The sequence below is a fragment of the Enterococcus sp. FDAARGOS_375 genome (assembly GCF_002393265.1).
In the GTDB taxonomy this organism is placed as follows: domain Bacteria; phylum Bacillota; class Bacilli; order Lactobacillales; family Enterococcaceae; genus Enterococcus_D; species Enterococcus_D innesii.
This window is the reverse complement of the sequence record NZ_CP023515.1, coordinates 1,225,804-1,246,536: the sequence shown is the minus strand read 5'-3', so window position 1 is coordinate 1,246,536 and position 20,733 is coordinate 1,225,804. Positions and strand designations below refer to the sequence as shown.

22 protein-coding genes and 2 pseudogenes are annotated in these 20,733 nt (G+C 35.9%); 21 read left to right on the top strand and 3 right to left on the bottom strand.

Going from position 1 to position 20,733, the window contains the following annotated elements; genetic code table 11:
- Positions 1 to 23: 23 nt before the first annotated feature.
- Complete coding sequence (locus CO692_RS07045; RefSeq protein WP_096741920.1) at positions 24 to 974, bottom strand: hypothetical protein; 951 nt, start codon at positions 972 to 974, stop codon at positions 24 to 26.
- Positions 975 to 1,165: 191 nt separating this feature from the next.
- Between CO692_RS07045 and CO692_RS07040 the strand changes: the two genes are divergently transcribed.
- The 10 genes and pseudogenes from CO692_RS07040 to CO692_RS17895 all read left to right on the top strand — a co-directional run.
- Positions 1,166 to 1,618, top strand: coding sequence for a DUF5626 family protein (locus tag CO692_RS07040; protein ID WP_096741919.1), 453 nt, complete (start codon positions 1,166 to 1,168; stop codon positions 1,616 to 1,618).
- A gap of 16 nt (positions 1,619 to 1,634) precedes the next feature.
- Positions 1,635 to 2,150, top strand: a complete 516-nt coding sequence (locus tag CO692_RS07035; protein ID WP_226818269.1) for a helix-turn-helix domain-containing protein — start codon at positions 1,635 to 1,637, stop codon at positions 2,148 to 2,150.
- Between the two features lie 23 nt (positions 2,151 to 2,173).
- Positions 2,174 to 2,365, top strand: coding sequence for a hypothetical protein (locus CO692_RS07030; protein ID WP_096741917.1), 192 nt, complete (start codon positions 2,174 to 2,176; stop codon positions 2,363 to 2,365).
- An 89-nt stretch (positions 2,366 to 2,454) separates the two neighbouring features.
- Positions 2,455 to 4,248, top strand: coding sequence for an AAA family ATPase (locus tag CO692_RS07025; protein ID WP_096741916.1), 1,794 nt, complete (start codon positions 2,455 to 2,457; stop codon positions 4,246 to 4,248).
- Between the two features lie 210 nt (positions 4,249 to 4,458).
- The gene (lepB, locus tag CO692_RS07020; RefSeq protein WP_226818317.1) at positions 4,459 to 4,971 is read left to right on the top strand and encodes a signal peptidase I; all 513 of its coding nucleotides are present in this window, start codon (positions 4,459 to 4,461) and stop codon (positions 4,969 to 4,971) included.
- 40 nt (positions 4,972 to 5,011) lie between these two features.
- Entirely contained in the window at positions 5,012 to 5,407 is a 396-nt protein-coding gene (locus CO692_RS07015; RefSeq protein ID WP_096741914.1) for a hypothetical protein, read from the top strand.
- A gap of 638 nt (positions 5,408 to 6,045) precedes the next feature.
- Positions 6,046 to 6,650: pseudogene (gene fic / locus CO692_RS07005) on the top strand (protein adenylyltransferase Fic).
- A 15-nt stretch (positions 6,651 to 6,665) separates the two neighbouring features.
- Positions 6,666 to 7,241, top strand: a complete 576-nt coding sequence (locus CO692_RS07000; RefSeq protein WP_096741912.1) for a recombinase family protein — start codon at positions 6,666 to 6,668, stop codon at positions 7,239 to 7,241.
- A 50-nt stretch (positions 7,242 to 7,291) separates the two neighbouring features.
- On the top strand, positions 7,292 to 7,804 hold the full coding sequence (locus tag CO692_RS06995) for a GNAT family N-acetyltransferase (RefSeq protein WP_096741911.1): 513 nt from the start codon (positions 7,292 to 7,294) through the stop codon (positions 7,802 to 7,804).
- A 24-nt stretch (positions 7,805 to 7,828) separates the two neighbouring features.
- Positions 7,829 to 8,011 (top strand): annotated as a pseudogene (locus CO692_RS17895) (hypothetical protein); the annotation flags it as partial.
- Here CO692_RS17895 and CO692_RS18130 read toward each other — a convergent pair.
- Positions 7,940 to 8,134, bottom strand: coding sequence for a hypothetical protein (locus CO692_RS18130; protein ID WP_413464658.1), 195 nt, complete (start codon positions 8,132 to 8,134; stop codon positions 7,940 to 7,942). The pseudogene CO692_RS17895 and the gene CO692_RS18130 overlap by 72 nt on opposite strands.
- 595 nt (positions 8,135 to 8,729) lie before the next feature.
- Between CO692_RS18130 and CO692_RS17575 the strand changes: the two genes are divergently transcribed.
- The 3 genes from CO692_RS17575 to CO692_RS06980 all read left to right on the top strand — a co-directional run bounded on the left by CO692_RS17575 (position 8,730) and on the right by CO692_RS06980 (position 10,793).
- Positions 8,730 to 8,828: a type I toxin-antitoxin system Fst family toxin gene (locus CO692_RS17575; RefSeq protein WP_123906408.1), complete on the top strand. Its 99-nt coding sequence runs from the start codon at positions 8,730 to 8,732 to the stop codon at positions 8,826 to 8,828.
- 565 nt (positions 8,829 to 9,393) lie between these two features.
- The gene (locus tag CO692_RS06985; RefSeq protein WP_077454073.1) at positions 9,394 to 10,167 is read left to right on the top strand and encodes a DeoR/GlpR family DNA-binding transcription regulator; all 774 of its coding nucleotides are present in this window, start codon (positions 9,394 to 9,396) and stop codon (positions 10,165 to 10,167) included.
- Positions 10,164 to 10,793 (top strand): HAD family hydrolase, encoded by a 630-nt coding sequence (locus CO692_RS06980; RefSeq protein WP_086291518.1) that lies wholly within the window; start codon positions 10,164 to 10,166, stop codon positions 10,791 to 10,793. The genes CO692_RS06985 and CO692_RS06980 overlap by 4 nt, the downstream gene beginning before the upstream one ends.
- Positions 10,794 to 11,744: 951 nt before the next feature.
- On the opposite strand, the gene CO692_RS18030 is transcribed toward CO692_RS06980, so the two are convergent.
- Positions 11,745 to 11,873 carry a hypothetical protein gene (locus CO692_RS18030; RefSeq protein ID WP_257791493.1) on the bottom strand — a complete coding sequence of 43 codons (129 nt, stop codon included), beginning with the start codon at positions 11,871 to 11,873 and terminating at the stop codon, positions 11,745 to 11,747.
- Between the two features lie 102 nt (positions 11,874 to 11,975).
- On the opposite strand from CO692_RS18030, the gene CO692_RS06975 reads away from it, so the two are divergent.
- The 8 genes from CO692_RS06975 (at position 11,976) to CO692_RS06940 (ending at position 20,672) form a co-directional block, all read left to right on the top strand.
- Complete coding sequence (locus CO692_RS06975) at positions 11,976 to 12,305, top strand: PTS lactose/cellobiose transporter subunit IIA (protein ID WP_096741910.1); 330 nt, start codon at positions 11,976 to 11,978, stop codon at positions 12,303 to 12,305.
- A complete protein-coding gene (locus tag CO692_RS06970) occupies positions 12,302 to 12,613 on the top strand; it encodes a PTS sugar transporter subunit IIB (protein WP_077454076.1) in 312 nt (103 codons plus the stop codon). Before CO692_RS06975 ends, CO692_RS06970 begins: the two co-directional genes overlap by 4 nt.
- Entirely contained in the window at positions 12,610 to 13,902 is a 1,293-nt protein-coding gene (locus CO692_RS06965; protein WP_096741909.1) for a PTS sugar transporter subunit IIC, read from the top strand. The genes CO692_RS06970 and CO692_RS06965 overlap by 4 nt, the downstream gene beginning before the upstream one ends.
- 63 nt (positions 13,903 to 13,965) lie before the next feature.
- On the top strand, positions 13,966 to 15,435 hold the full coding sequence (locus tag CO692_RS06960) for a glycoside hydrolase family 1 protein (protein ID WP_096741908.1): 1,470 nt from the start codon (positions 13,966 to 13,968) through the stop codon (positions 15,433 to 15,435).
- Between the two features lie 298 nt (positions 15,436 to 15,733).
- The gene (locus tag CO692_RS06955; RefSeq protein WP_096741907.1) at positions 15,734 to 16,186 is read left to right on the top strand and encodes a MarR family winged helix-turn-helix transcriptional regulator; all 453 of its coding nucleotides are present in this window, start codon (positions 15,734 to 15,736) and stop codon (positions 16,184 to 16,186) included.
- 198 nt (positions 16,187 to 16,384) lie between these two features.
- Positions 16,385 to 17,083 carry a B3/4 domain-containing protein gene (locus tag CO692_RS06950; protein ID WP_096741906.1) on the top strand — a complete coding sequence of 233 codons (699 nt, stop codon included), beginning with the start codon at positions 16,385 to 16,387 and terminating at the stop codon, positions 17,081 to 17,083.
- Positions 17,084 to 17,339: 256 nt separating this feature from the next.
- Positions 17,340 to 19,901 carry a cation-translocating P-type ATPase gene (locus CO692_RS06945; protein WP_096741905.1) on the top strand — a complete coding sequence of 854 codons (2,562 nt, stop codon included), beginning with the start codon at positions 17,340 to 17,342 and terminating at the stop codon, positions 19,899 to 19,901.
- Positions 19,902 to 20,210: 309 nt separating this feature from the next.
- Entirely contained in the window at positions 20,211 to 20,672 is a 462-nt protein-coding gene (locus CO692_RS06940) for a helix-turn-helix domain-containing protein (RefSeq protein ID WP_096741904.1), read from the top strand.
- The last annotated feature ends 61 nt before the right edge of the window (positions 20,673 to 20,733 follow it).

Here is a 20,733-nt window from a genome sequence, read left to right as displayed (position 1 = left end):
CTGTTTTTTTCATATTTTTCCACCTACTTACTATTTTTTATGAGGATAGGATTTGAGAAATCAATCTCAGTAATAGAATATATCCCATCGTTCATTTGATATGGCGACAGAACATCAACTAATTGAAAAATACTGTTTTCTTTTTTTGTGAAGGGAATTTTAATCGGAATCCTATACAATTTATTATCAGAGATTTCATACACGGTGTTTGGAGGCAGTTCGTTTTTTTCTATGAGAGAGCCATTTACAAAGGAAAGGATAGAGTGTCTGCTGTTCTCATGACTAGTTTGTCCCAAAAGAAGCTCCACACTGTCATTAGATCTTTTTTCAAGTTCGAGGATCGCTTCATTTGAAGATTGAACATTTACCATTGAAATTCTGGCATTGTAATCGTTCGTATCATTATCATTAAGAAATTTAATGGACTGAGGATAGGTACTGTTATTAGTCAAATTGAATCTTAGTCCCATAACTGAGTATTCTAAACTTCTTTCCAAGGTCATCGAGTCGTTCGATTTCGGATATTTAAAAAGTAAAACCATTAGTTCGTTTCCCTCAGAAATATTATCTATTGAAAGGTCTATATTTATTTTCTGTTTATTGGTCAATGAAAACATGTTTGCCGAAGTAACTTCTTTACCATTAACTTCATAGGGAATTTCATGCAAGTCCTTTAAAATGTTTAAGTAATAAAGGTATTGTCCCTCCATATCTTGGATAATTTCAAGATCCCCTGAAAATGAAGATGAGCTGCTTTGGTTTATTTGTGTACCTACATCAACTATCTGACCATTACTATCACGTAATCCATAACTTATGGTGTTTTCGAAAACAATAGTTTGAGTTTCTTCGGACTTAGGATTAGTTAATAAGAGGCCGGGCAAAACTAAAAAAATAAGTATGGATAATGCAACTATTGAAAGTATGGTAAACAATAATGACGTTTTTTTATTTTTAAATATTCTCTTTTCCATCATTCACACTCCTTTTCCATTTACATTTTCATAATGCTACATATCTATTTACTTTAAAGGACTAATCTATTTACAGTTCAGGTTTACGAAGGGATGTAAACCTGAAGTTTACGTAGTGTAAATAGAACGATACTTATAAATGCCATTATTACAATGTATACTAAGAGAAAAATTTAGAATAGGAGAACGAAATGAACAAAATATTTGCGTTATTTATATTAGGGGTAGGTATTCTTTTTTTTCCAGCCACGGGACTTGCGCACGAAAATGAGGAATTAGTATTTGACCTTGATTCAACAACTATTAGAAGCGAGTCATCGTATATAGATGACTCGGGAGAAACCATTGAACTAATGATTGAAAATATTTCATCCGGTACTAGGGTAGGTAAAGGGACATACAAAGTCTCAAAAAAAAGCACGGGTAATTGGTTAGTGTCGTACAATGTGACTGTTAACTCGAACAAACAATTCACAGCTGCAACTAATTTAAATATGACCACTTATCAAGGAAGTATTACTTCAAGTTCTTTGAGTAGCAATTCATCAAGAGCTATCTGTAATTTCAAACACAAGATTGGAACAATGACTTCTAATGCGAGCGTGACGACGACTATTTCAAATGGTAAACTGGTTGTAAAATAATAAGTAGGTGTATTTAATGATGGAACTCGGGGAAAAACTTAAGTCACATCGAGAAAACAAAGGATTCTCACAAGTGTTTGTAGCTGAAAAGCTTAATGTTTCAAGACAATCTATTTCAAAGTGGGAAAATGACCGAGGCTATCCTGACTACGATAACTTAATTCTATTGAGCCAACTTTATGAAGTTTCTATTGGAGAGCTACTCGATGAGAATGAAAAATTGAAGAAAAAAATTGAACATAATAATGAAGATATTGCTAGTAAGAAACAGAAGCTCAGACTTTTAAGAAATACCTTGGGAAAAGATGAAAGTCTGGTTTTAATTGGTCTCTCAGCGCTAGCATCGTTCATATTTCCAGTGGGCATTATTGTGTGTATGTTCGTAATTTTCAGAAATAAGCGCTGTAATTCATACTACAAATTAATTTGGCTTATTAGCATTTTAGCACTGGCGTTAAATTTATATGCTGGATACGGACACTTAGCAAATTATATGGGTTGGGGATCAGTTTCTATAGAACAGATTGAATAACGTCAAAATCAGTAGGAGTAATAATGAAAAAACGAAATTTACTTTCTGTTTGTAACGAAAGAAGAGTCAATCAGAAAAAATTAAACTATGCGGAAGATTTTCTTTTATATAGAGGAAAAACTCAAGAAGAACTCTATTCTGATACAACATTTCTGACACTGATTGATAAAGAAAGAAAATTGATTGAAGAGAGAAACAGATTATTAAATGAGTAATAAATTGTTAGTTTGAGGATCAGTTTGGAGTAAAAATACTCAGATATGTAGTAAGTAGTTAATATATTTAAGATAAAGGAGTTTCAATAATGGATCTAGTGACTGTAGAGATAGAGAATTTTAGAGGTTATAAAGACAAAGTAAGTATACCAATTACTGATATTACTACTTTTATCGGAAGGAACGATGCGGGGAAGTCAACAATACTAGAAGCACTAGAGATTTTTTTTAACAACAAAACAGTAGTGGCTGATAATGATGATTTTTGCGTCCATTCAGAAGATGATTTCTTTTCGATTTCTTGTGAATTTTCAAACTTACCAAAAGAAATTATTGTTGATGAGAATGTGTCCACCACACTCGAAGAAGAATATTTGTTGAATAAAAATGGTAAGTTAACTATTACAAAAAAATATAGCAAGACTAAAAGTAAGCCTAAAGAAGATGTTTTTATATATGCCTATCATCCTTCTACAGAAAAGGTAAACGATCTATTATCACTTACAAATAGTAAACTAAAGGGCAGAGCAAAAGACTTGGAAGTTACTCCTGAAAACTTAAGTGTCAATAAGGTAATTAGAGAGGCTATCTGGAATAACTGTCCCGATTTAAAATTTAAGGAGCAGTTGATACCACTTAACGGTGATGATACTAAGAAAATTTATGCCAAAATAAATAACTATCTTCCTGTATTTACACTTTTTCAATCTGATCGAACCAGTAATGATGGTGATAGTGAAATTACGGAGCCTATGCAATTAGCGGTAAAAGAGGCTCTAAAAGAAGTAGAGAAAGAACTGACTGAAATTAAAAAATCCGTCGAAAAACATGCGCTTGATGCTGCTAACAAAACATTACAAAAATTAGCAGAAATGGATTCTTCTTTAGCAAGCAAATTACTTCCGGAGTTTAAATCAGAACCTAAGTTTGATTCTTTATTCAAACTAACTATTCGTGATGAGAATGTACCTATAAATAAAAGAGGTAGTGGTGTAAGGAGATTAATTTTACTTAATTTTTTTAGAGCTCAAGCTGAAGAAAGGATTTCTCAGAATAAAAAGTCCTCTATAATATATGCGTTTGAAGAGCCCGAAACCTCACAGTATCCATCTAACCAAAAAATGCTTATAAACTCGTTGTTAGAATTAAGTAAAGCCGAGAATACTCAAGTAATTATTACCACCCACACACCTGACATAGGGGGTATTGTACCTAAAGAGTCGTTAAGATTTGTTATACAAGAACATAGTCGTAAAGTGGTTAAGCATTCAGATCCTCATGTTTATACTCAAATTGTTGATACTCTAGGTTTACTTCCAGAATCAGTGGAACGCGATTGCAAAGGGATTATTTTTGTTGAAGGTGTTGAAGATATAAAGTTCATAACACATATATCAAATGAGCTATCAAAGTCAAATTATATCCCTAAGAATATAAGCGATGCTAAAATTATGATAATCCCTATGGGGGGATGTGATTCTTTAAAATTTTGGATACAAAGTGACTTAGCTAATAAATATGGGATTCCTTATTTTGTATTCCTTGATTCGGATAAAGGTACTGCTGAAGAATTAAAACAATCTAAAAGAAAAAATGATTTAGAATCGGAAGGAATTATTGTTTGTTTAACTAGAAAAAGAGAAATCGAGAATTACATTCATCCATCATTATTACCTGATGGAATAGTATTAAACGATTTGGATGATGCAAAAAAAATCCTCGGATCCGCATTTAATATACGGAAGAATAAAGCACTCTCAACATTTATTGATGATATGACAGCCGAAATGATCAGAGAAGTAGAAGAATATGAAGAAGAAAAGATAAAAAGACATGAATTTACAGACTTCTTTAACGAAATATATGATGTTATTGGACATTAAATTGATGTCACATATTTTAATAAATTTGGGAACGAGATATAGATTAGTCGGTATTTAGTGTTTCGTTATGTAAACTGATAGTTTACATCGTTTAATCTTTTTTATGGAAGTACAGTGTTTTGCGTTCTGTAAACAATTAGTTCCTTATATTTTATTTTTAAATTTTGGATAATAGAGTCATTGAGGAAGGAGTTGAATCTTTTGGAAAGTATGAAGAAGAAAATAAAATTTACCAGAAAAGAGATTACAGTCTGGCTACTAATAATCGCTGTCCTGGTTTTTATTAGGTTATTTATTATTTCGCCTATAAAAGTAAGTGGATCTTCTATGGAACCAACATTGAAAAATAATGATCACTGTCTTGTGTTGAAAACGGCGTATTCGTTAAGTACGGGAGATACAGTGGTTTTTAAAGACACCCAGAGTGATAAGTTTTTAATCAAACGCGTTATCGCAATGGAAGGTGATACGGTAAAAATCGAAAACGATAGCGTTACCGTTAATGGCGAAAAACTTAATGAGCCTTACCTAATTACTTACCCAGAAAATACAGATTTTACCTATGGGAATGGAGTAATTGAGAGCAATATAAAAGCTGATACAGTCTACGTGTTAGGAGATAATCGATTGATCTCTAAAGATAGTCGTATCATTGGAAGCATAAATAAAAAACAGATACTAGGAAAAGTAATATTAAGTTATAGTTTTAATTTAAATTTATAGCTTTTTATTTATAAAATTTATTTTTGGAAGGAAGAAAAACATGAAAAAACTATTTTTGTTAGGACTATCCGTTGCTTGCTTTGGAATGTTTGCAACAAATACTCAAGCAGCTGAAGTTTCTGAGCCAAACCAATACTTTCAATCCGACGGGAGTATTTTTATACCTGAAGGTGAGACACCAACTATTTTTGATAGTTCAGATCAAACAAATGTGATTACTCCACGTACTACTCTTAGCAAAACAATCAAAGGAATGCGATCAGCAAAAAATAAAGCTGATCTACCTGCAAAAATTTATCAGGAAGTCACAATCACTAATGCTATGGGCTTTAAAATAAAATACGCTGGTAATATCCCTCGCAAGAGCATTGTTAAAAGTGGAAACAACTTTACTGCTTACTATGAAGGAGTAGTTGGCGGAACCTACGTGAAATAAAATCAAAAATACCATTCTTTTTCATTCTTGCTATTTTTAGAAGACGATATTTTAAAGAAAATTTGCAGGTTCTATAGCATGAATTTTTAGGAGAAAAAATTGGATAAACGATACATTTACAGTTTATTTATCGGCTTCATTTTAGCCTTTCAGTTACACTTGATCAGTTACTGTAACTATCTTTTAGTAAATCAAGGTACAATCAGTGGTGTGTTAGATCCTTATTTATTACTAAAAACGCCATTAATTATTATACCTGTTTTATTTGTTTTATATTTTGCATATGGCATTTATAAAACGATCAAGAAATGAGAAAAAATTTGTGCGCGTGTTAATTCTTCCCCAAATTAACATAGTTACAATCTGAATTTCTAATTTTTAAACAAACTTTTCTTTATGGGTTTCTTTGTATTGTTTTAAACGACACAGACTATAAGAATATAATAATCTTTTAAAACAGTCTAAAAACAAATTGAGTGTTTTCATTAAACGAGAGTGTTCAGAAAATGACTAATTTTTGAACACTCCTTTTTTGTAGGTTCAGAAACTTAATAGTTTTTGATACGTTGGTAAACACTCGGTATAATAGGCTTGAGAGTCTTCCATAAACTTATTTCATAAAGTTAAGAGGATTTTGCATGATTTTAGATAACATTTTGGTTTAACCAATCAAGCTGCATTAGACAAGGCTGAAGAAAAACTAAGCAAGCAAAAAGCGAAGGAATTATATGATTCAGGAAAAATAAATGAAATCGAAGTTGGCACGTTTAAAGGCTTAGCTGAAATTCATGAGTTTCTCTTTTCAGAAATCTACGATTTTGCAGGAAAAATTCGAACAGTCAATATCGCAAAAGGAAATTTTCAATTTGCGCTGGTCATGTACTTGGAGCGTTCGTTAAAGCATATTGATCAGCTGCCGCAAACTTCTTTTGAAGAGATTATCAAGAAATATGTAGAGATGAATATCGCTCACCCTTTTCGTGAAGGAAATGGTCGGACTACTAGAATTTGGCTGGCTCTCATTTAAAAAAAAGAATTGCAGAAAGTTGTCGATTGGTGCTTAATCAACAAAGAAGACTATCTTTCCGCAATGGAGCGCAGTCCAATAAATGACTTAGAAATATGCTATTTAATTTCTAATGCTCTGACTGATAAAATTGACGATCGTGAGTTATATATGAAAGGAATCGATGTTAGCTATTTTTATGAAGGGTACTCTGAATATACGATCGATGATTTGTAAGAGCAGGTGGATCAAATGACAAAATATGGCTATGCACGTATTTCAACTACTTCTCAAAGTACGAAGGAGCAAATTCAACAGCTGCTTGAGAACGATGTTGAGAAGAAGAATATTTTTTCTGAAAAATTTACAGGTACAAAACGAGATCGGCCAAAGTTCAATCAGCTTTTGGCTGGTCTCAAGCCTGGAGACGAAATCGTTGTTACGAAACTTGATCGGTTCGCCCGTAATACACGGGAAGCTTTAGAAGTCATTGAGCCTTTGCTTGATGAAACCGTTACGATCAAGGTTTTGAATTTAGGGACAATTGAAAATACGTTGATGGGGAAAATGATCGTCCGCATCTTGAGGAGTATTGCTGAAATGGAACGTGCCATGATCGTAGAACGTACTCAAGAAGGAAAGATTTTTGCTAAAAAGAATAATCCGAACTTTAAAGAAGGACGCCCGAAAGCTACAATTACTCCAAAGAAACACCATGCATATGAACTTCTTATTTCCGGCAAATCATACAAAGAAGTAGAAGCTATCACTAGGTTTAGCCGCAGTACACTTTTTAGAATAAAGAAAAAAATTGAAGAGGATGAGTAAAAAAGTATCAACTATATTAGGAAGACTAGTAAAGGAGGACTGGTTTAGCGATGGATATCACCTATAGAAATCTAAATCTGAGTGAGGTTCATTTATTTTGGGATTTGAAAAAGTTATTGGATCAAGAAACTAGGTATATGATGTATGAACCGTCAGAACGAGTGAAAGATGAGGAGAGTTTAAATCAGATTGAAGAGAATATTAAATCAGCCATTAAAAAACGTGACTTTCTTAAGGTAGCATTGAACAATAATAAATTGGTAGGCTATCTATCAGCAGAACGTGGAATTTTTGCTAGAAATCAACATGTAGCCTACTTAACTATTGGAGTATTAAAGGACTATAGCGGACAAGGTATTGCGAAAAAGCTATTTGTATTATTAGACTCATGGGCTAAAGATAATGGGATTGAGAGAATAGAGCTGACAGTTCTTTCACATAATAAAAGAGCCGTTGATTTATATATTCATAACGGTTTTGTTATAGAAGGTGTACGGAAGATATCAATGAAGATAGATGGAGAAAATAAAGATGAGTATTTTATGGCAAAATACTATCATTAGTTTTATGAAAGTAATAATTCAAATGTTGATTGGACCTACAAAGAAAAGAAGTATCTGCTTTGGTTGTGCCAGTTAGATATAGATACCTATGAGACCTTTGAAATGATTCTGGATAAAATTAAGCATATTTGTTTGTTACTTCCTATTCTTCTTATACAACATATATTCAGTGACTACAGCTGCAAGCATATAAACGACGAGACATAAAACAGTATAGACCCCATCTCCAATGAATCCATTCCTATTAAATAGTATTACGATGAAAACAAAAATAAACGACATAGGGAAGAATGTTTTTTGAGCGAACCTCCAGTTTTGATCGTTAGACATACTTTGTTTAGTTCTGTAGCCGATTAGAAAATTTGGTGATGAATTTAATTTGAAAATACTCGCAAGTGATGCTAATAATGAAAGCGTCAGCATAAATAACCCAATATCCACTATGTACCCTCCTTGTTATAACATATATATTAATATATATTAATTGTATCACAGAAAGTAATCGAGTGTCTTTGTGGCTGAAGATGTCCAACTTATTTTTAAGCATGTTATCAATAAGTTTGAAAAAGGTGAAAGTATCGAAGTGAATCTGTTTTTAATAACTTGAAAATTAAATTTCCGAAATATGGTTAAAATTTATAATGAATAGAAAAAAATTAAAGATAGTGTAGCAAGCCGACTTATATTAGTCGTTATTAGCAAGCAAAGCGTTCCCTTTCTTCGCAGTTAGGGAGAGCTTTTATGTTGTAAAGCTAAAATTTTTCTGCCGCTTCCAAACATGGATACGTCATAGATATTAGAGAAAGATTACTTTGTGAGAATAATAGATGCAAAATAATATGAGTACATTCCTAATTATCATCAAATCCTTTTGACATTTTGATACACTAGATGAGACAACTTGCCCCTGAAAGGGGGTGCTTTTATGCTTCAACAAATTCTCACGTTGGTTATCGCCCCAATTTTTTGCGGATTGGATCTGGAAATGATTTCTCGTTGGTTAGACGAGAAAGTCGATGACTAAGAGCTAGTTGTCATTAACCCACACGTTCCGAGTCGCAATGAACGAAAAGAAGCCAGACCTATTGGCAGTAGGGCTGGCTTTTGTGCTTCTATGCTCGAAATTCTCACGTTTCGCAAATCTATTTTATCATAGAATATTGAAAAGAACTACCTAGGTCGTTTTTCATATGAAGCGCAACTAAAGATGAACCAAACGGTCCATAATGGTTGCTGTAGCATTGGATCTTTAAAATTTTCTTCCCATTGGTCAAAAGGAAAGATTCGTTGAAATGATCATTTACCCAGTTACTGTTCGCTTTGAGAGTAGAATGAATGAGCTTGATTAAAAGAGACGCAATCAAGCTCATTCAAGGTAGGTGAGTAGAATAGTGAGGTACATATCGAAAATTATTTTACATAATAGGGACTCAAATGTGTTTTTCTAACTAGGATACCAGAATAAAGTGCAATATCCAGGAAATCTAATCTGGGTGTTTTTGTTATGTACTAAAGGATAACGTTGACTTATAAGTTAGTTTAAGTTAGTATGTAAATAAGCTTACATCGGCTTAGAGGGAGGCGTATTTATGATTCAAAAGAAAAGGCTTGAGTTAATTTTGGAGGAATTGAAGTCGCGTGGAACTCTTAGTTTGAAGGAAATCGTTACCTTAACAGGTTCTTCAAGAGATACAGCAAGAAGAGATATTGTCAAATTAGCTCAAAATAATGCTATCGATCGCACATATGGTGGAATTAGTTTGCCCAATACCTTTAGTCGTTTAGATGAATATCTTGAACGTACTGAAGATCTTAGTGCTGAAAAAGATATTCTAGCAAAAACTGCTAGTAATTTAGTAAAAGATAATTCCCATATTTTTTTAGATATTTCAACAACGGTCAGTTGCATTCCTAGACATATAAGACCCTATGAGAATATCGTAGCAACGACAAATTCATTAGATATTGCCGATCAACTATTGAGAAATACTAAATGTAAAACTAAGATTTTAGGTGGAACCATCGATCCTATCAAACGAAATGTCGTTGGAACGAAACCAATGCTGGAACTGGATTCATTTATCTTTGATGTTGCTTTTATGAGTGCCGCTGGAATCACAACTTCAGGTATTTATTACGCCTACGATGAAGATATAGATTTCAAAAAGAAGATAAGAAAACAATCCAAATTTGTAGTTTTACTAATTGATAATACAAAAATCGGCTTAAGTCATAACTATAAAGGTTTAGATTTCGAAGATATTGATTTTCTTGTTGTAGAAAGTCGTCTACCAGATGATTTAGAAAGAACAATATCAGATAGTAATGTCTCTATAATAAATTCAAAGTGGGTGCAAACATGATTAAAACGGTGTTATTTGACGTAGATGGAACAATCTTAGATACAGAATTTGTTATGATTAAGTCTTTACAAAAAACTCTAAAAGAAGAGAAAAACTTGGATGTTCCAGAAGAAGATTTAGAGTATATCTTAGGGATACCAGGAAAAAAAGCAATTGAACGGTATTCATCATCTGGAGAGGAAGCTGATAAGCTACATGCATGTTGGTCCGAAAATGTTAAACAATACTCTCATCTTGCGACTTTGTTTCCTCAAGTGGAAGAATCATTGACTAAGTTAAAAGAAAATGAGATACAAATTGGGATTGTTACATCCAAAACAAATGAAGAAATGGAAAATGAATTTGAACATTTTGGTTTAAGTAAACTTTTTGATATTTCAGTAACTGCCTCTGATACAACGAAACATAAACCTAATCCTGAACCAATTTTATATGCATTAAATAAATTAGGAAGTTTACCAGAAGAATCAATTTACATAGGTGATTCTATCTATGATATGCATAGCTCACAATCAGCTGGAGCTAAATTTGCTTTAGCAAAGTGGGGAGCAAAAGAAAATCCACTATTCTCAAGTGCAGATATTAGTTTAGAAACTCCTCTGGAAATATTACAACACTTAAAATAGATTACTTCCTAAAGAAATTACTTTATTTCATTAACGGTTAACATAAGTGAGGATTATTTCCAGTGATTGTTGTAGCAGGAATTTAAAGCCCTGAATTGTGAAATGAGATTGGTCTATCTGCGAATGCCTTGTCATTAGTATGTATATGAAAATTGAAACTGGATATAATAGAGCAGATCACGAGCGAACGTTATACAAAAACAATCACATGTTGCACTTAATCCTAACATTCGACATATGTTTTTTTTAAAATTGAAGAAGACAACTTGGGTTTAAGTTTCATCTCCCTGAGGCATGTCTATATCATAAAAATAACCAAAGAAGAAAAAGTATAAATCTTATCGATTATTTTATTGATATAATATACAAAATTATGATGTTCATGCGTATTCATTCATTTATAATTTAGTTCCCCTTGAAAAAGTAAACCGCTTTCTATAAACTAGAAGGCGAATAGAAATCAAAAAAATAGGCACTTCGTATCGGTGCTACCAACACCAATACGAAGCCCTGATCAGTCACGATCTTTACACGGATGACCAATCAAGTTGCCATAGTTGATACCCGTAGGCATCAACGTGTTTATTGTACCGAAAAAACGCCTTCATTTCTAGTAGGAGTATGCATTTTTTTCGATAAAAACACAAGAAGCCTAACGCTTATTTAGCTATCTCACAGGCATTGGACAAATCCGTCCAATGCCTTTTTGCTGTGAATCACTATGATTGACTCACGAAGTGAGACAGAGCAGATGATGAACAGTACTAGGCGAGCGTAAGGGAGCGTAGTAACCAAACTAGGAATCACTACGATTGACTCACAAAGTGAGGCAGAGTAGATGATGAACAGTACTAGGCGAACAATGGGGAAGAGTCGTCCTAAAAGACTATCGGTTCCACAAAAATGGTACCTGCGCAGTACCATTTCCGCCCCCTAAGTCTAAGTATCTAGCTAATACGAGGACAATGACCAGAAGTTGGCAGAAAAATAGGCAGTCATAGTTGATTCTTGAGGCAAAGAACGACGTTGAATGAAGAAAAAGAAATACCATTGCCAAAAATGGTCAAAATAAGCGTTCATGGGTCAGCCTTTTATTCTAGATAAAAAAGGAAATTTTTGATTTCTATTCGTAAGTGTAAACAATGGTTTCACTAAAAAGTCAAAACAGCTAAAGGAGAGAATATGGATAACTACGAAGTGAGTTTTACCCTGATTCTACATGCGGGAAATGCAAAATCAGCTGCCATGATGGCGATTGAGGCGGCCCGCGAAGGAACCTTTGAAGAAGCACAACGTTTGTTAGAAGAAGCCAAAAAGGAGCTTCAGCAAGCCCATCAATGTCAAACCGATTTGGTACAAGCGGAAGCCAAAGGAGAAAAAACGGAATTTTCTATTCTATTGATACACGCTCAGGATCATTTAGCAATGGCAATGACTGCCACAGAACAAGCAGCTGAGTGGCTTTATTTATACCAAAAAATTTCTGAATTACAAGGAGGAGTTTCATCATGAGAATTATGTTAGCTTGTGCTGCCGGAATGTCCACTAGTATTTTAGTTGCCAAAATGGAGGAAGCTGCAAAAGAACAAGGAAAAGATTATAAAATTTGGGCGATCGATCAAAGCATGATTGAACGAGAATTAGGCAACTTTGATGTCTTACTTTTAGGACCGCAAGTACAACATACGATGCGTAAAGTGAAAAAAATCGTCAATGATACAGTGCCAGTAGCAGTCATCAAAGCAGTCGACTACGGTCGGGGCAATGGAGCAGCTGTCTTGAAGCATGCGGAAGAGTTAGTAAATGGAGGACAAGGATGAGCGCTTTCGATAAATTCGCTGACAGTGTCAGTATCATTGCAGAAAAAGTAGATGATAACAAATATTTAGGTGTCGTAAAAAATACCTTTACCGTGTTGATGCCATTCATCATCGTTGGCTCATTTGCAACGCTAGGGAATTCGTTGTTAACAAGTGAAACCACAGGACTGGCGCAGTTTTCTGCCTTAAGTTTTTTAGCCGTTATGGAACCAGCCTTTACCGCCATCAACTTTGCGACGATGAATACCATGACGTTAGCTGTGATCGTCATTTTGGGCTGGATTTTAGGTGAGCGAAACAATGAGAACGGTATCATGTGTGCGGTGGTCTCCTTGAGTGCCTATGTTTCAGTCGTACCCCAAGGGCTTGCGACGGTCGTTGATGGAGTGGCAGGAATGGCTGCAGGTCTGCCAGTAGATACTTTGAATGCTGGCGGACTGTTTATCGGTATGATTTTGACGATGGTTACCGTAGAATTCTTTTGCAAGCTGAATAAGATCGAGCGTCTGCAAATCAAAATGCCGCCGAGTGTTCCTAGCGCCATCAGTAAGTCCTTTAGTGTGTTGGTACCAATCTTTATCACATTGTTTGTGATTGCCATTGCTGGGCGGTTGTTTGAATTGGCATCAGGTCTCTACATCAACGAAGCATTGTACCGCTTCTTGCAAGCCCCATTGGAAGGAATTTTACAGCATCCAGCCGGAATTATTGGTTTAGTGATCATTTCTCAAGTTTTTTGGCTAGTGGGTATCCATGGAGGACTCGTTATTTCTCCAATTCGTAATCCAATTTTGATTGCAGCATTAGCCGCCAATATTGCTGCCTATGAAGCAGGACAAACACCAGATCAAGTCATCACGATGGGTTCTTGGGTAACTTTCCTAGTTGTCGGTGGTGCCGGATTGATTCTTTCTCTGAATATCGGCTTATTGATGTTTTCGAAAAAAGATGACTTACGAGCTGTCGCCAAAATTGGTTTAGTTCCTTCTTTATTTGGTATCAGTGAACCCGTTGTGTTCGGGTTACCGCTAGTATTGAACCCGATTTTTGCGATTCCCTTTGTTCTTGGAAGTGGACTTCCAGCGGCGCTGTTATTAGCTGCCAATCAGTTTGGACTAATCGGCTCGAACATTGTGGATGTACCTTTTGGCTTACCGATCATTGTCGGTGCCTTTCTTGGCTGGGGAATCAATGGAGTCATTTTACAATTGCTGATTATTGTAGTCGGGGTGTTCATTTATTTGCCATTTATTTTCTTGAGCAATCGTCAAAGTGAGTTAGCTGAATAGTAAGAGGATTCTCAAGATGGGTCTGTTTAAGAATACAAGGGAATAGAATGAAGGAGGAGTTTTATGACAAAAAGTTATTTTCCAGAAGGATTTCTATGGGGCGGTGCGATTGCAGCCAATCAAGCAGAAGGGGCATGGAATGTTGACGGCAAAGGCATGTCAGTTGCAGATGTGGCACTATACAAGCCAGATGTTTCTGTAGAAGACTATAAGAAGCAGTGGCATGTCGATGAACAAGCCATTGCTGAAGCGATTGCCGAAAAAGGAACAGGGAACTATGCAAAACGCCGTGGCATTGATTTTTATCACCGATACAAAGAAGATATCGCACTGTTTAAAGAAATGGGCTTTAAGGTACTGCGAGTGTCGATCGCATGGACGCGGATTTTTCCTCGGGGCGATGAAGCAAAACCAAATCAAGCAGGACTAGCATACTATCGAGACCTTTTGACTGAACTGAAAGAGAATGGCATTGAACCATTGGTGACGCTTTCTCATTATGAAATGCCGCTGCATCTTGTCACCGATTATCAAGGGTGGGTCTCTCGAGAAGTCGTTGATTTCTTTGTCAAATTTTGCAAGGTCGTTTTTGCCGAATACAAAGATCTAGTGACCTATTGGTTGACATTCAATGAGATCGATAGTGTCTTCCGTCATCCCTTTACGACCGTGGGTGTAGTCGAAGAACGTTATGAAACAAAACAAGCCGCAGAAGCCGCTATCTACCAGGCCTTGCATCATCAATTTGTGGCAAGTTCGTTGGCAACCAAGTATGGGCGTTTATCAAACCCACAAGCAAAAATCGGGGCGATGGTCACCAAGCTCATGACCTATCCAGAAGATTGCCATCCCGAGAATATTGCTTTAGCAGAAAAAGCTAACCGAGAAAATCACCTGTATTCTGATGTACAAGTCTGGGGAGAATATCCAAAATGGCTTTTGCGAGAATGGCAGGAAAAAGGCATTGAAGTGGCGATGGAAAACTGGGATTTGGCAACAATCAAGGAATACACAGTAGATTTTCTTTCCTTCAGTTATTACATGTCCCTAGTAGTTTCAAAAGATGCCGAACAGCGAGAAAAAGTCAGTGGCAACATTGCGACAGGGGTGAAAAATCCCTACTTGCCGATGACAGAATGGGGCTGGCAAATTGACCCAGTCGGACTCCGAATCTCATTGCTCTCCTTGTATGATCGCTATCGAATCCCTTTGTTTATTGTAGAAAACGGCATAGGCGCAGCAGATGAAATCGATGAGAAGGGAGAAGTCAATGATCAATACCGCATTGATTATTTCAAAGCCCACTTTGAACAAATCAATTTAGCCCTAAAAGAAGGCGTTGAACTGATGGGTTATACCTCATGGGGCTGCATTGATATCGTCAGTGCCTCGACTTCGCAAATGAGTAAACGCTATGGCTTTATCTATGTTGATGCTGATGATGAAGGAAATGGCACCTACGATCGGAAGAAAAAGAAATCCTTTGATTGGTATAAAAAGGTGATTGCGTCAAATGGGAGTGATTTGGCGTAGGGGGTTAAGACGAATTTCGCAGGCTAGGAAACCTTCCTTTCTTTCTCTGTTGGTCTAAGCAATCATCTTCATGAATTTGATTTTGAAATTAGGAGAAATTTGGATAGTATTTCCACTTGTAATGTTTGTAAAAGGAGAGTACAGAGAAGTTTTTCTCGGTATTCTCCTGCTTTTTTGAGACAAGCTTATTCAATACACCCATTTTCTAAGAGTGAGTAAAAAAGTAAATCAAGCCCATTATTGTTGCATATGCAACAATAATGGGCTATTATAGTGCTAGATAGGGAGGGGATAGTTCGTGGAGGATATACTTCGTGAGATAGGTTCGATCAGTAGAATGTTGGAATCCATTGCTAATATTGAATTTAAAGAGGTTCAACTCAGTAAAGGACAATACATTTACTTAGTTCGTATATTTGAAAATGAAGGAATTATTCCTGAACGATTAGCCGAACGGATCAAAGTTGATCGCACGACTTTGTCCCGGGCGGTAAAAAAGTTAGAGGAAAATGGGTTTATTCTAAAAGAGTCAGACAAAGAAAATAAAAAAATCAAACACTTATACACAACCGCCAAAGGGAAACAAGCGGTTCAATTAATCATAAGAGAAAATAACTATTCAAATAAAGTAGCGATTCAACAGTTATCTGCTTTAGAAAGAAAAAAGCTTGCGGAAATGCTGAAAAAAATAAAATCTTCGGTAGAAGTTGATTGGGTCAACGTCAAGAATGGGATCAAAAGAAACTATTAAACGAATAACGCCGCTGGGGAGATTGGATCTGATTGAATGTACATTCATGCTACCTAGGGTAGGAAGCACAGGTAGCTGATATTTTGTTAAAAAGGATATAGCTCGGCTGGCTGCTGAAAAAACAGATATCCTGAAAAATAAAGGACATGAATTTGTTCAAATAAACTAAGTAGGAGTGTAGAGAAAGTGAAGAAAATAATGATCGATCAAGAATTTTGGGCGCTATTTCCAGAAGCCCAAATCAACTGCCTTGTTGTAAAAAATATAAACAATGTTGCCGATGCTGCACACGAAACGTTTTTTACTGACTTGCTAAAAAGTAGTAAAGAACAAGCAAAGCGCTACTTAACGACCGACACCTTCAGTGAAAACCAAGTGATCCAAGAATGGCGAAGTGCTTTTCAGCAATTTAAAACGAAAAAAGGGGTACGCTCTTCCATCGAAGCACTATTGAAACGTGTGAACCAAGACAGAGAATTTTCTCCCATCAACCCCCTAGTAGATATCTATAATAGTATTTCCTTGAAATATGGTGTCCCTTTAGGCGGAGAAGACCTCGATACAATCGTTGGCGACCTTCACTTAGGCGTTGCAAAAGGTGGTGAATCTTTCTTCCCTTTAGGTGCAGATACTGATTCCCCAGCCTTGGAAAAGGAAGTCATTTACTATGATGAGAAAGGTGCAATTTGTCGATGCTTGAATTGGCGGGAAGCCCAACGTACGATGCTAACAGAAGAGACCACCCATGCTGTTTTATTCATTGAATCGATCAATGAAACGCAACGGGCTCGGGCGAATGAAGCAATCAAAGAGTTAAGTCAGTTGGTTCAAGAGTATTTTAACGTAACAGGTAATGATTATGTGCTAAGGAAAGAAAATCCTGAAATCATTTTGTAGAGGCGTGCTTCTTATCTTTAGGATAAGGATGTACACGTACTTTTTCTCGATTTTGCATACCATTCTCTCATTTTGATTGATTAGTCATCTTGAAAATCTTGACCCGAATATTCGGATGTGCAATAATTAGGTGGAATTTAAATAATGACATTAGATTTGTTCGCCGGAATAAATCTTATTGAAGTCAGAAAAACTAACCTTAGGCTTTTATGGTTAGTTTGTCTGACTTCTTTTTTGTTTTAGGAGGTATAGGCAGATGTTAAAAGAACAATTGAAAGAAAAAGGAAACAGCCCTAACCAGTTGGGACTTTCCAGCAAAGAAGCAGAAATGAAGCTAGAAAAATATGGGTTTAATTCCATAGAAAGCGAAGAGGAGAAGCACTTTTATGACTATTTGAAAGAGTCGATGAAGGATATTACCATCTTGATATTAATCGTTGCAACACTCTTATCTAGTTATGTTGCATTTCAAAACCACCCTGATGATTTTACGGAACCAATAGTCATCTTTTCAATTGTCATTCTTAATCTATATTTGTCGATTCGACAGCAAAAACATGCGGAAAAATCAATAAGTGAATTAAATAAGATGAGTGTTCCCGTAAGTAAAGTATTCAGAGATGGGGCGTTAAAAGAGATTGAAAGTTTGAACATTGTTCCTGGTGATATTGTTCAGTTGGCATTAGGGGACCGTATTCCAGCAGATGCTAAGCTTTTAACGAGTAGTAGTTTCTTTGTTGATGAATCGTTTCTAACTGGTGAAAGTGAACCAAGTGAAAAAGACCCCACCTATATTTCTTCTAGTGAAGATTCTTTAGGGGACAGAAAAGACTTGGTTTTTTCTGGCTCATTAGTAGTCACAGGAAAAGCAAACGTTCGAGTTGAAAAGACAGGAATGAATACGGAAATTGGTAAAATATCGAGCTTATTAAGCAAGGAAGAAACAACCATAGCACCTCTACAAATAAAAATGCAAAAACTTGGGAAAGTTCTAGGACTAATCGCTATTCTCTCTGGCTTTCTAGCGATTGCTATAGGAATCAGCAAAGGATTGTCTTTAGAGACCAGTATCATGACTGCAATATCAATGGCTGTTGCTGCTATTCCAGAGGTTTTGCCAGTCGTAGTAACAATCTCTCTAGCTGTTGGGATGAGGAATATGGCACTGAAGAAAACCATCGTTAGGACTCCTTCAACAGTAGAAACCGTTGGGGGTGTTTCAATCATCTGCTCAGACAAAACTGGAACGATTACCGAAAATAAGATGATCGTAAAAGAAGTTATTATGATGAAGGATAGACTGACTTCCTGCTTAGAAATAACAGAAGAGAAGGAAAAAAATCTCTTATTTCTTTTCTATCTTGCTAGTTCGATGGAAGAAAATACAGCAGTAACCAGCAATCCAACAGAGTTGGGGATCAGAAAAAAACTGGCATCGCTCTTCACTGAAGAGGAATTAGGTAAAGTCGCTTCAACCTTTGAACAGATTCATGAAGTTCCCTTTGATTCAAAACGAAAAAGGATGACCGTCTTATATAAAGTAAACGACCAATATGTTTCTGTCACAAAAGGGGCTTTTGATCGCTTGAATCTCATTGATGCGAACAACCCTGCCTACTTGAGTAAGCATGATGAGTTGGCCAACCAAGCCTATCGTGTTTTGGGCGTTGCTTATAAAAGATACGATGAAAAACCTACACGTTTTACTGAAGAAATTCTTGAAAGTCAGTTAGAATTTGCAGGATTTGTTGGGATTATCGACCCAGCTCGGCCCGAAAGCTATACGGCTGTTTCTATTGCAAAACAAGCAGGGATTCAAACCGTAATGATCACAGGGGACCACTTACTGACAGCAAAGAAAATCGCAGAGGATGTAGGAATTCTCACCGATGGGAAAAAAGCAATGACCGGAGCGGATTTATATGAAATGAGCGATGAAAAATTAGCTCGTGTGATTGATGACTATCGAGTCTTTGCTCGTACTTCCCCAGAAGATAAAATTCGAATCGTAAAAGCATTCCAAAAAAACGATGAGATTGTCGCTATGACTGGCGATGGTGTCAATGATGCACCTGCATTAAAAGCAGCTGATGTAGGGATCGCAATGGGAGGTGGCACAGAAGTAGCAAAAGAAGCCTCTGATATGGTTTTAGTAGACGATAATTTTGCGACGATTGTGCAGGCGGTTGAAGAAGGACGACGGGTATACAGCAATATCAGAAAATCATTATATGCGATGTTAGGTTGCAACATTTCTGCACTGACAATCGTTTTAATTTCCTTGCTCGTTGGGTGGGGAGCACCTGTTACAGCGGTTCAATTGTTAATCATAAAAGTAGTTGCAGATGGAATCCCAGGAATGAGTCTTAGCATTGAACCAGTCGATAAAAAAGCAATGATGGAAGCCCCTATCACTAAATACACGAGCATTTTTGCGCAAGGATTATTGGTAAAAATTGTAGAAATCTCAATTGTTTTTACAGGCGTCACATTAGGCGCGATTCTAATTGGACGTCTAGAATCGATAGAGGTTTCGCAAACAATGACATTTATTGTATTGGGATTATCAACTATTGTGCATATGTTTAATTGTAGAAGTAAAGAATCTATCCTGAAGCTGCGTTTTTTGAGCAATCCGTTGTTAGTAATGACAACCTTCATAGGTGCATTGATCATTATCTTGTTAGTAACGATTCCATTCACGCAAACCATTTTTGGCTTTGTCTCTCTTCGTGCAGTTGACTGGCTATGGGTAATCGGCTTATCCATTTTTCCTTTAGTGTATATTGAAGTGAAAAAATACTTTGGCTTGTTTTAATGTGAATGATAGGAAGAGAATCTTCTATTAACATATTTTCTTGAGAAATGAGGGAGGGCAAAAACTGGGAAGTTTTTGCGTCTCCTTTAATTATTTACAGATGCTTATGATTTCTGGTTTGATATTATTTAGAAGATATCAGAATGCACAACAACTATTGTTGTAAGGAAGGATTCGGTAGTATATTTCAGGTAAATCACCAGAAGTAGCTAAAAATCCCCTCTATTCTACTCTCTTTTTCAAGAATTCCTGTTAAATGGTAGGTTTTATGTCAAAATGAAAGGTAGAAATCGATGAGGAGTGGTCAATATGAAAGAAACGATATTAGCAATGAAGCTGAAAGAATATAGAGAAAAAAACAAGCTAACGCAAAGTATGCTAGCAGAATTATTAGAAGTAAGTGACAAGACAATCTCAAAATGGGAGTTAGGTGCTACCTACCCTAGCAAAAAAAATATGATCAAAATAGCCGAAGAATTGGATATCTCATTAGAAACATTACTTTTGGAAGAAACTAAGAAAGACAATGAGAATTTAAAAGTAAGTATCAAGTATGGGGTGATTAGTTTTTGCTTGCTCTTTTTTGTCACGATGATCGTTACTTCGTTCAATCAAGACTTCAGCACGATTATGAATCTTTCTATTCAAGAAAAATTTGGTGTGCTTTTAAACACTGCTTTAAAATTATTGAGTATCTCTGTGCCGCCAGCGATCATCATTGGCTCCGTGTTTTATTTTTATATCTTCCCTAAAAATAAAAAAGAGAACTAACCATTTCCTCGGTTTCGACAGAAATGGTAGATTAGAGTATAGGAATCAAGTAATGGACAGA